At 61.9% G+C, this 11,411-nt stretch carries 10 protein-coding genes; 7 read left to right on the forward strand and 3 right to left on the reverse strand.

Annotated features, from left to right (window positions below):
- The first annotated feature begins 243 nt into the window (after positions 1–243).
- On the forward strand, positions 244–1,767 hold the full coding sequence (locus tag AC1DXU_RS19910; RefSeq protein ID WP_477371752.1) for a tyrosinase family protein: 1,524 nt from the start codon (positions 244–246) through the stop codon (positions 1,765–1,767).
- 14 nt (positions 1,768–1,781) lie between these two features.
- Here AC1DXU_RS19910 and AC1DXU_RS19915 read toward each other — a convergent pair whose 3' ends face one another.
- Positions 1,782–3,224 (reverse strand): helix-turn-helix domain-containing protein, encoded by a 1,443-nt coding sequence (locus tag AC1DXU_RS19915; protein WP_477371754.1) that lies wholly within the window; start codon positions 3,222–3,224, stop codon positions 1,782–1,784.
- A gap of 246 nt (positions 3,225–3,470) precedes the next feature.
- On the opposite strand from AC1DXU_RS19915, the gene aceA reads away from it, so the two are divergent.
- The 3 genes from aceA (at position 3,471) to AC1DXU_RS19930 (ending at position 5,765) form a co-directional block, all read left to right on the forward strand.
- Positions 3,471–4,760, forward strand: a complete 1,290-nt coding sequence (gene aceA, locus AC1DXU_RS19920) for an isocitrate lyase (RefSeq protein WP_477311748.1) — start codon at positions 3,471–3,473, stop codon at positions 4,758–4,760.
- Between the two features lie 51 nt (positions 4,761–4,811).
- Positions 4,812–5,054, forward strand: a complete 243-nt coding sequence (locus tag AC1DXU_RS19925) for an SMc00767 family acetate metabolism repressor (RefSeq protein ID WP_006202762.1) — start codon at positions 4,812–4,814, stop codon at positions 5,052–5,054.
- Positions 5,055–5,375: 321 nt separating this feature from the next.
- Positions 5,376–5,765 (forward strand): PleD family two-component system response regulator, encoded by a 390-nt coding sequence (locus AC1DXU_RS19930; protein WP_477371755.1) that lies wholly within the window; start codon positions 5,376–5,378, stop codon positions 5,763–5,765.
- A 32-nt stretch (positions 5,766–5,797) separates the two neighbouring features.
- On the opposite strand, the gene AC1DXU_RS19935 is transcribed toward AC1DXU_RS19930, so the two are convergent.
- Positions 5,798–6,514, reverse strand: coding sequence for an HAD family hydrolase (locus tag AC1DXU_RS19935; RefSeq protein ID WP_477311746.1), 717 nt, complete (start codon positions 6,512–6,514; stop codon positions 5,798–5,800).
- Between the two features lie 153 nt (positions 6,515–6,667).
- Between AC1DXU_RS19935 and AC1DXU_RS19940 the strand changes: the two genes are divergently transcribed.
- The 3 genes from AC1DXU_RS19940 (at position 6,668) to AC1DXU_RS19950 (ending at position 10,610) form a co-directional block, all read left to right on the forward strand.
- A complete protein-coding gene (locus AC1DXU_RS19940; protein WP_477274678.1) occupies positions 6,668–8,104 on the forward strand; it encodes a glutamine synthetase family protein in 1,437 nt (478 codons plus the stop codon).
- Between the two features lie 128 nt (positions 8,105–8,232).
- Positions 8,233–9,519 carry an NAD(P)/FAD-dependent oxidoreductase gene (locus AC1DXU_RS19945; RefSeq protein ID WP_477371757.1) on the forward strand — a complete coding sequence of 429 codons (1,287 nt, stop codon included), beginning with the start codon at positions 8,233–8,235 and terminating at the stop codon, positions 9,517–9,519.
- A gap of 251 nt (positions 9,520–9,770) precedes the next feature.
- The gene (locus AC1DXU_RS19950; RefSeq protein WP_477371758.1) at positions 9,771–10,610 is read left to right on the forward strand and encodes an SH3 domain-containing protein; all 840 of its coding nucleotides are present in this window, start codon (positions 9,771–9,773) and stop codon (positions 10,608–10,610) included.
- 38 nt (positions 10,611–10,648) lie between these two features.
- Here the strand turns inward: AC1DXU_RS19950 and AC1DXU_RS19955 are convergent, their stop codons facing one another.
- Complete coding sequence (locus AC1DXU_RS19955; protein WP_477372244.1) at positions 10,649–11,395, reverse strand: SDR family oxidoreductase; 747 nt, start codon at positions 11,393–11,395, stop codon at positions 10,649–10,651.
- Positions 11,396–11,411: the final 16 nt, after the last annotated feature.

Here is an 11,411-nt window from a genome sequence, read left to right on the forward strand (position 1 = left end):
CATCCGCAGGCCAGCATCGATACCAGCAACCACCGAGTGGTTATGTAATAGATGTCACATATTACTGCACAAATTTCAATTGTATATATGCGTACAACACAACAATGCGAATGAATATTATCTATTCTACAAAATTTACTAAATATGTCGACAATCATGTGTGAACTATTTCATATACGCTCAGACATTTCCGGATTATCTCCAAACCTGAACTTCCGAAACCCTTTGAGCGGAGTAATCGCCATGCAACGCAGGGATTTCCTGAGGGGTATTCTGGCAGCCGGCACCGTCGCCATCACCCACCCGGCGACAGCTCAGACGAAGCTGCTGAATTTGAAGGATTATATCCGCTTTCGGTTCTGCCGGCCGTCGGTGCACCTGCGCAGCGACATCTACACGCTGATGAACCATGACCCCAATCATCCGATCATCGCGTCGTACCGCTCAGGTGTCGCGGCGATGAAGGCGCTGCCCGACAGCAATCCCACGTCCTGGGCGTATCAGGCCAACATTCACGGCACGAGCCTGCCGTTCGCCCAATGGCCGGCGGGCGCGCCGTTCGCAACCTGCGAACACGGCAGCGACTATTTCTTGTCCTGGCACCGCATCTATCTGTATTTTTTCGAAAAGATCGTGCGCAAGCATTCGGGCAACAATAACTTCGCCCTTCCCTATTGGAACTATTCGAAGGCGGGACAGGCCGCCCTGCCGCTTCCCTTCCGCAGCCCCACGGGCGCCGGAAATGCACTTTACAACGGCACGCGAGCGAATTCGGTCAACGCCGGCAATCCGCTGGCGGCCGGGACGGTCAACATCGCAACCGCCCTGTCGAAGGCGAGCCTGCTTGGCGGCGGACAATTCCAGTCGTCGCTCGAAGGCACGCCGCATGGCGCAGTCCACGTCGCCATCGGCGGCAATATGGGGGCTTTCAGCACCGCCGGCCGGGATCCGATCTTCTGGCTGCATCACTGCAACATCGATCGCCTGTGGGAGAAATGGCTGTCACTCGGCAATGGCCACGCCAACCCGATCGGCGATGCCGCCTGGATGGCTGAAACGGCCGAATTCGTGGACGAGAACGGCAATTTCGTCACCATGGTGAATTCGGATATTCTGGATACTGCCGCGCAGCTCAAGTACCAGTATGAGGACCCGCGCGAATGCATCCCGCTGCTGGTCGCCAATGCCCATCTGAGCGATCTCATTCGCCGCATAAGCATCAAGGCCAAATTGAAGTACATCTTGCGCAAGGACTGGAAGATCGACCTGGCAGGCAAGGCCACCCGGCTCGACCTGTCGGAAAGCGACCAACGCGGCGAAGTGACGGCGTTCCTGCGCGCGGGCAAACTGCGCGACATCGCCAAATCGAACCGGATCATGCTCCGGTTCGGCGGCTTGCGGCTGCGCGTACCGATGAACGGTTACTTCGAAGCCTATCTGACCGTCGGACCGAAGGAGACGTTTGCCGCCAGCAAGCCAGTCTTTATCGGCAACATCAATACTTTCGGCGCCGATGCGGAGTCGCAGGCATCGATGATGCAATCGCCGAAGATGCAGGAAAAGAAGGACCACGAGATGGGCGTGTCGACCAGCATCGACGTGACCGATGTGCTCCTCAAGCAGGTCAGAGGCAAAGGCGATACCCTGCTGGCCGTGATATTGAACCCGGTCAGCGGCGTCGAAAAGGACGAACAGGGCGTCAATCGGGAAGCCGAACCGGTTTTCGGCGAAGTGGCTCTGGATGTGCTGCCGATCGAGGCAAAGTAGGATCGCGTTTGGCTCTACTGAAAGTCGAACGCGCTCAAGCCCGTTACCATCTCATCGAGGCCGAGCGGGCGCGTCACCGGCGGTTCGGCACGCGCCAGGCAGCCGACGCGCTCGCACAGTCGGCAGGCGGGGCCGACCGGCGTGGCCGGAGCGGCACCGTGCCCAGCTTTTGCGGTCGCCCCTGGCAGCGCCGCGCCATAGACGATCTCGTCGCGAAAGCCGATGTCGCAGCCCAGCAGCAGCGCCGTGCGGCGCGGGCGCTCCGAAAACGAACCTTGCGGGCCTTCGAGCGTGCGGGCGACACAGAGGAACTCGGCGCCATCGGGCATCTCCACCGCCTCGACAAAAATCTGACCGGGCTGGGTGAAGGCGGCATGGACAGGCAGCTTCGGGCAGCCGCCGCCGAAGCGGCTGTGCGGAAAGCCCAGGCTGCCCGCCTTGCGGAAACGGTTGCCGGCATTGTCGACCTCAAGCATGAAGAACGGCACGCCCAACATGCCAGGCCGCTGCAACATGGTCAGCCGGTTCGCTGCCTGCTCGAAAGAGACGTTGAAGCGTGAACGCAGCACGTCGATGTCGTAATGGGCGCGAATGGCGGCAGCGTGAAAGGCCTGGTAGGGCATCATCAGCGCGTGCGCCGCATAGCGGCCGAGTTCGAAGCGCGCCAGCCGGCGGGCTTCGTCGGTGGTCAGCTTCAGCGCTTGAATCTCGCCGGCCACCGCAACCGTCATCCGGATCAGGCAGGCTTCCATCGCCACTTCGCGCAACTGGTCGAATGGCGACAGGCGTTCGGATAAAAACAGACGCTGCGAGTGGCGGTCATAGCGGCGGCGCCAGTTCGGCATGGTGGCCACCGGCAGAACCTTGACGACGATGCCGTATTCGCGCTTCAGCCAGGCTTTCAGCGCGGCGAACAGATCGTCGCCAGGATCGAGCACGGAGGTGAACGCCTCGGCCTCCTCCTCGAGCCCGGCAAAATGGTTCGGCCGGCGCTCGAGAATCTCGTGCACCTCATCGATCGGCAGCCGTGCACCGGCGAGTGCCGTGCCCTTGCCTTCGCGCGCCAGAAGCTCGTTGAGATCGGACAGCCGTTCGGCCTGCTCGCGATAGGCACGAAACAGTTTTATCATCGCGGCCGACGCGTTCGGCGCGGCCTCGGCAAGCTCGATCAGCTCCTGGTCGCCCGGCAATTCGCTGACCAGCAGCGGATCGGCAAACACTTCCTTCAAGGCTGATATAGACCCCTTTGCCTCGCCCTGCAGCTCATGCGGGTCGACCTTGTAGACGGACGCCAGCTTCAGGATCAGCTGCACCGTCAGCGGCCGCTGGTTGCGCTCGATGAGATTGAGATAGGACGGCGAGATGCCAAGCCCTTCGGCCATCGCCGTCTGGGTCAGGCCCTTGGCGTTGCGGATGCGGCGGATGCGCGGTCCGGCGAAGATCTTCTGATCGGCCAATCGACTATCCTTGACAGAAATTTACACGATCTCGGTGCAGCGGCGCACCATCGGTCTTTACAATCGTGACAAATTTACAGCGCTCGGCAGTCAAACACAACACAGGTTTTCTCTTATTTTCCGGCCAATCTCATGGTTTCCCTCGCCTATTCCGCGTTGCAATGTAAATGATGTCACACATAAGCGGCGCGAAACCCTCCTGGAAGCAGCGCTTTGAACCCGGCATCGAATTTTCTGGAGTGACCAATGACCGATTTTTACAACCTCGTTCCCTCGGCGCCCGAAGGCCGCTTCGACGGCATCGAACGGCCCTATTCGCCGGCGGACGTGAAGCGGCTGCGCGGCTCGGTCCAGATCCGGCAGAGCCTGGCCGAAATGGGCGCGAACCGGCTGTGGCAGCTGATCCACGAGGAGGATTTCGTCAACGCGCTCGGCGCCATGTCGGGCAACCAGGCCATGCAGCAGGTCCGCGCCGGACTGAAGGCGATCTATTTGTCGGGATGGCAGGTCGCGGCGGACGCCAACACCGCGTCGGCCATGTATCCGGACCAGTCGCTCTACCCCGCCAATGCGGCGCCCGAGCTGGTCAAGCGGATCAACCGCACCTTGCAGCGCGCCGACCAGATCGAGACGTCCGAGGGCAACGGCCTCTCGGTCGACACATGGTTCGCGCCGATCGTCGCCGATGCCGAGGCCGGCTTCGGCGGGCCGCTCAACGCCTTCGAGATCATGAAGGCGTTCATCGAGGCCGGTGCGGCCGGCGTTCACTATGAGGACCAGCTGGCATCGGAGAAGAAGTGCGGCCATCTCGGCGGCAAGGTGCTGATCCCGACCGCGGCGCATATCCGCAACCTCAACGCGGCACGCCTGGCGGCCGACGTGATGGGCACGCCGACTTTGGTCGTGGCGCGTACCGACGCGGAAGCGGCAAAGCTTTTGACCTCCGACATTGACGAGCGCGACCAGCCCTTCGTCGACTATGATGCCGGCCGCACGGTGGAAGGCTTCTATCAGGTCAGGAATGGCATCGAGCCCTGCATCGCTCGCGCCATCGCCTATGCGCCATACGCCGACCTGATCTGGTGCGAGACCTCGAAGCCCGATTTGGCGCAGGCCAAGAAATTCGCCGAGGGCGTGCGCAAGCATCATCCGGGCAAGCTGCTCGCTTACAATTGCTCGCCGTCGTTCAACTGGAAGAAGAACCTCGACGACGCGACGATCGCAAAGTTCCAGAGGGAGCTTGGCGCCATGGGTTACAAGTTCCAGTTCATCACGCTGGCCGGTTTCCACCAGCTCAATTTCGGCATGTTCGAACTCGCCCGCGGCTACAAGGCGCGGCAGATGACGGCCTATTCCGAATTGCAGGAAGCCGAGTTCGCGGCGGAAGCGCACGGCTACACCGCGACCAAACACCAGCGCGAAGTCGGCACCGGCTATTTCGATGCGGTGTCGATGGCCATCACCGGCGGCCGGTCTTCGACCACCGCCATGCATGAATCGACCGAGCACGCCCAGTTCAAGCCGGCGGCCGAATAGCAGCAACACGACCAGAGGAAACGCCCAAAGGGCATAAAAGGGAGAAGACCAATGGCTTCGATAAGCCGCGTCAAGGAACGGGCCGAAGAGCAGTCCACCACGATGAGCGTCGACCAGCAGGCGACCATCCGCATGCTGGCCAACGATCTGCACAGGCTCAACCAGTCGGTGATGAAGGCGGTCGAGGCGGGCGTCTCGGTGGAGCTCGTGCGCTCGGCACGCCACCATGGCGGCGACGGCAATTGGGGCGACCTGCTGATCCCGGTGATCGTCACCCAACAGAGCCACGGCTGACCGCACTCGAGGTCCATGCCCCGGCCGAATTCGATGTCACCCGCGCGGATTGCGCGCGGGTGACTTTGCTTTTGCACGACCAATTCACTACTGTGAAGAACAAAACTTGCCTTAAATTGTAATGCTTCCGGCTATATTGCAGATGACTGCCATTTCAGCTTGACATGGGTGGCGATCTCACGCCATTTGGCTCTCAGATTTCAACCCTGCATTGAAACAGAGACGAGCGGCCAGCCCCTGCCCATGTGTCCACTAGATCGCGAGACAGAGACCACAATTCTCCCGAGTTTGATGGGCCGGAAGGCGAACGCCGAGATGATCATGGATCTCTCCCAGGTGCTCGTTGTCGGGAAATCGCCAATCAATCGGGTTGTGGTGTCGAAGATCGTCGAAAAATCCGGACTGAAGCCGATCTCGGAGACGCCTGAAATGGCGGCGAAGACGCTGAGAACCCTTGTTCCCGGCGCGGTTGTCCTCGATGGCGGAGCCGACAACAAGGACTGCGACGCGCTGATGTCCGGCATCGATGCTATGCGGCGGGCGTCCGGCAGATCGCTGCCCTCGGTCATCCTGCTTTCAACCAGGATTGGCACACCGGAGAGCCTCGGCCTGTCGAGCATCGTCGACGTGGTGGTCACCAAGCCGATCACCACCGAAAGGCTGCAACCGGTTATCGATCGGCTGATCCGACTTGGGCGCGGCTGTTCGTAGTCCGGGTCGAGCGGTTCAAGGCCGGGACGCGCTCAACCGATTTTGCCGATGCTTTCGATCAGCGCGGGCAGTTCGCCAAGATCAGCGATCTCACGGAAACGTGGGGCTGCGACCGGCGGCTCGACATGTTCCAGCACCCAGGTCAGTTCGTGCGGCACATGGACGCCCCAGCTGCCGGCCTCGATGGCCGGCACCACGTCGGACTTCAGCGAATTGCCGACCATCATGCTTTTCTCCGGCCCGTCGCCATGGCGGCTGAAGATCCTGTTGTAGGTGGCGGCGCTCTTGTCGCTGACGATCTCGACGGCATCGAACAGGTCGCCCAGACCGGACCCGGCCAGCTTGCGCTCCTGGTCGAAGAGGTCGCCTTTGGTGATCAGCAGCAGGCGATAGTCGCTGGCGAGCTTTTCCACGGTTTGCCGTGCATGCGGCAACGCCTCGATCGGATGGGCAAGCATGTCGCGGCCGGCGGCAAGGATTTCAGCGATGGCTGAAGCCGGCACGCGGCCTTCGGTGACCTCGATCGCCGTCTCGATCATCGACAGGGTGAATCCCTTTATGCCGAAACCATAGATTGCGAGGTTGCGCTTCTCGGCCTCGAGCAGTCGCGCTGAAATGTGTTCCTCCTCGGCATGATCGGTGAGGAGTGCTGCAAAGCGCTTCTCGGTCATGCGAAAAAACTGCTCGTTCTGCCAGAGCGTGTCATCGGCGTCGAAGCCGATGGTCGTCAATTTGCGGCTGTCTTGCATGCGACGCCTTCAATCCGGTGACTGCGTTTGTGGAAATCTGAACCTAAGCTGGCTGGAGCGAATTTCAACCGTGGCGGCGAAGCCAGCCGGCTTGCCCTTCCCTTCCATCACCGCGCACGGCTATACTCCAAAATCCGCAACCCAATCTGGTGAATGATGCCGCCTGCAAAAAAGGAAGTCCGTCCGTCGACCCGCGGAGGACGCGTCCGCACGCCCGCTTTCGTGAAAAATCAACGTGGCGTGAAAAACTGGAAGGAAGTCAGCGCCTGGCTGGAATGGCGCGGCATCGAGGATATCGAATGCATCACGCCGGACCAGGCGGGCGTTGCGCGCGGCAAGATGATGCCGTCGAAGAAATTCACCTCCAACACCTCGCTGGCGCTGCCTTCGGCGGTGTTCATGACGACGATCTCCGGCGGTTATCCGGAGGACGGCAACGGCTTCCACTACCCTGAGGACGATGGCGATCTCAAGCTGATGCCGGACCTTTCGACCCTGACCGTGGTGCCGTGGGAAGAAGATCCGACGGCAGCCGTCATCTGCGATCTCGTCCACCAGGACGGCCGCTCGGTCGAATTCACGCCGCGCAATGTGCTCAAGCGCGTGGTTGCGGCTTACGACAAGCGCGGGCTGAAGCCGGTGGTGGCGCCCGAGATCGAATTCTACCTCGTGCGCAAGAATCCCGATCCGGACTATCCGCTGACCCCGCCGGTCGGGCGTTCGGGGCGCGCCATAGGCGGCGGCGCCGGTTATTCGATCGCCGGCGTCAACGAGTTCGACGAACTGATCGACGACATCTACCACTTCTCCGAGAGCCAGGGCCTGGAGATCGACACGCTGATCCACGAGGAGGGCGCCGGCCAGCTCGAGATCAATCTGCGCCATGGCGACCCGATCGAACTCGCCGACCAGGTGTTCATGTTCAAGCGCACCATTCGCGAGGCGGCGCTGAAGCACGAGATCTACGCCACCTTCATGGCCAAGCCGATCCAGGGCCAGCCGGGCTCGGCGATGCACATCCATCAGTCGATCATCGACAAGAAGACCGGGCGGAATATCTTTTCGGCCGAGGACGGCTCGGAAACCGACGAATTCTTCCACTTCATCGGCGGCATGCAGACGCATGTGCCGAACGCGCTGGTGATGTTTGCGCCCTATGTCAATTCCTACCGCCGGCTGACACAGGCGGCCTCGGCGCCGGTCAACAACAAATGGGGCTATGACAACCGCACCACGGCGTTCCGGGTGCCACGCTCGGATCCGGCGGCACGGCGCGTCGAAAACCGCATCCCGTCCTCCGATGCCAACCCCTATCTGGCACTGGCCGCGTCGCTGGCCTGCGGGCTGATCGGCATGACCAACAAGATCAAGGCCGAGCCTCCTGTGCTGACCACAGCCAACGCCGACGAGATCGACCTGCCGCGCGGCCTGCTCGAAGCCGTCGACCTGTTCGAGGGCGACGAGGAGCTCTGCGCGCTGCTCGGCAAGTCGTTTGCCGCGACCTACGCGGCAATCAAGCGGGCGGAATTCGAGACCTTCATGGAAGTGATCAGCCCGTGGGAGCGGGAATATCTGCTGCTCAATGTGTGAGCGGCGACTTCGTCGCGTGAATGGTGAACAGAGAATGGTGAGTAGTTTCATATTGGACGGATGAGCGCGGGCGACTCGTCTCTCGCAGCCATTCACCATTCGCGCTATTCACCATTCAAGGCCTTCCCATGCCCTACCAATCCCCTATTTCCCCCGGCCGTTCCTGGTACGAGGATACTGCCGGACCGCGACCCGAATATCCTTCGCTCGACGGCGACCGACAATGCGACGTCGTCATCGTTGGCGGCGGCTTCACCGGCCTGTCGGCGGCGGCGCATCTGGCGAAGGCCGGTGCAAACGTCGTCTTGATCGAAGCGCATCGCTTTGGCGATGGCGCGTCGGGCCGCAATGGCGGCCAGCTCGGCACCGGCCAGCGCGCCTGGGCCGAAGAGCTGGAGGCCGAATATGGCTTCTCCCGCGCCAAGGCGCTGTTTGACCTGGCCGAAGAGGCCAAGGCACATTTGCTCGAATTCGCCGCCGTCAACAATATCGACATCGACTATATGCCCGGCCAGATGTCGGTGGCGCACAAGCAGCGCTATGTCGACGACTACAAGGCGCATGCCGAGATCATGACGAGCCGGTTCGGCTATCAGCACATCTCCTTCATGGACGCCAGGGAGACGGCGGAGCGGTTGGGCTCGACGCACTATTTCGGCGGCACCCGCGACACCGGCACCGGCCATATCCAGCCGATGAAGCTGGTCATCGGCACGGCGAAAGTGGCAGCGCAGGCGGGCGCGCAACTGTTCGAGCAAACGCCGTCGACCTGCATCACCTCCAGTGGCGGCAAGGTCCGGGTGACCACGCCGAAAGGCGTCATTACTGCCGAAAAATGCCTGATCGGCGTCAACGCCTATGGCGGCACACTCGAGCCGGTGAGTGCCGCGCATATCATGCCGATCGGCTCCTTCATCGGCGCGACAGTTCCGCTGGGCGCCGAGTCCAAAGTGCTGCCGGGCGGTGAGGCGGTCGACGATTCCCGCTTCGTGGTGCGCTATTTTCGCAAGTCGAAAGACGGGCGCCTGCTGTTCGGCGGGCGTGAGATCTACGGTGTCAACGATCCCAAAGACATCCACATCCATATCCGCCGGCAGATCTCCGAGCTTTATCCCGAGTTGAAGGATGTCGAGATCACCCATGGCTGGGGCGGCTATGTCGGCATCACGGTGCCGCGAAAACCGTTTGTGCGCGAGGTGATGCCCAATGTGATCTCGGCCGGCGGCTATTCCGGTCACGGCGTCATGCTGTCGAACTTTTTCGGCAAGCTTTATGCCGAGACCGTTGCCGGCAACCGCGATCGGCTCAAGCTGATCGAGGATTTGAACATCCCTGCCTTCCCCGGCGGCCGGCGCTTTCGCACGCCGCTGCTGTTCCTGGCGCTCAACTGGTTTGCACTGCGCGACAGAATCTAGAGCAACAACAAACGATTCCGTCTGAAATATTCGGTGTTTAGCGACACATTGCAGAATCCTTAACAAGGGTGCAGAATCCTGGGTTAGGGCGCACTGATGCCACAATCGCGGGTAAAAGGTGCCGGTTCTGGGCGATTGAACGGGGACTTTTGCGGGCTTGCCCGCTTTGTTTTTGGGACCGATGCCGATCGAATGCCGGCCTTCCGGCACTGATCGAAAGAACATCGGCCCGCATATTGGAGGTGGCGAACGTGAATGAGCCCTTCAGTTTCGGCGCGCCGGAACGACGGCGCTTTGCCATGCAGTTCGGTTACGATATGCGGCCCTCTTTCTGGCAGGAAGTCCGGTCGAACTCGCATCTGGTGATTGCCGCGGTCGGCACCGCAGCGCTGCTCGGCGTGGCGGCGGTGGCGCTGTGGCTGGCTTTGCCGGCGAATGACAGGCAAGCGAGCGCGAGCCAACAGCAGACCGTTCCGGCCATTCCTGTGAAGACAACGAAAATCGTTCCCGCGGCCGCCAAGGTCGCCGCGGTCGTGCCGCCAGCGGCGGCGCGCAAGGGCGACGCGGTTTCACGGACGGTGGCTGCCAATGAGGCGGCGGTATCGGCGCTGGCGCCCAACGATCCGCGCTGGACCGCGCCCGACTCGAAGGCCGTATCCGGCCCGGAAGCAACGCCGCCCGATCAGGCGGCGAGCCAGCCGACGCAAGACGAGAAGCCATCTTCGGCATTCGCCGAATCGGCAGCGCAAACCGACGCCACGACAGAGCTTGCCAAGGTCGCCGCTCCCGGCGATCCGGCGATGAACGCCGGTCCAGACGGCGCGCAAACCGCCGCCATTCCCACCCCGAAACCGGACCTGCCGCAGCCCGCCCAGGCCAACGCGAAACCCCAGAAGGTTGCTGCCGCCGGCAACGGACGCACGCTGAGGGCGGTTACCATGCGAAGCGGCCCGAAGAAGAATGCAGCCGCCATCGGCACCGTGCCCGCCAAGACATCGGTGCAGGTGATGGGCTGCAAGCAATGGTGCGAGGTCGTCTACAACGGCAAACGCGGCTGGATCTACAAGAGCTACATCAAGACCGGCGCTTAGAGGCTATTCATCGCCATGTATCTGGGATGGGTCCCATCTCAGATGCAGCGCCCGCCGTCGACCTCAAGCGCCACGCCGGTGATGAAGGCGGCCTCGTCGGAAGCAAGCCAGAGCGCTGCGTTGGCGATATCCAGCGGTGTCGACAGTCGGCCAAGCGGGATCGAGGCGCGGAACTTGTCGCGGATTTCGGGCGTATCGGCGCCCATGAATTTCTCCAGCATGCCGGTCTCGCCAGCGACCGGGCAGAGGCAGTTGACGCGGATGTTCTTCGGCGCCAATTCCACCGCCATCGACTTGGTCGCGGTGATCGCCCAGCCTTTCGAGGCATTGTACCAGGTGAGGCCGGGCCGCGGCCGAAGGCCGGCCGTGGAAGCCGTGGTCAGGATGACGCCGCCGCCTTGCCGCTCCATGATCGGCACCACGGCGCGCGCGGCATGGTAGATCGCCTTCATGTTGACGGCGGTGATCAGGTCGAAGGTCTCCTCGCTGACATCGAGCATGTCGCCGTTGCGATGGGTGTAGCCGGCATTGTTGACCATGATGTCGATGCGGCCGAAGGCGCTCTTGGCGGCATAGACCATCTCGTCGAATTCGGAGCGCAACGAGACGTCCGTCTGGGTCCAGATCGCCGCCTCGCCGATCTCATTGGCGACCCGTTCGGCGCCCTTGGCGTTGAGGTCGGCGACCACGACCCTGGCGCCCTCCTCGGCAAAACGCCTGGCCATGCCTTCGCCAAATCCGGACGCCGCGCCGGTGATGATGGCCACCTTGTTTTCCAGGCGCATGCTTTTCTCACCCATG

This window comes from Mesorhizobium sp. P3_A10 (assembly GCF_056403175.1).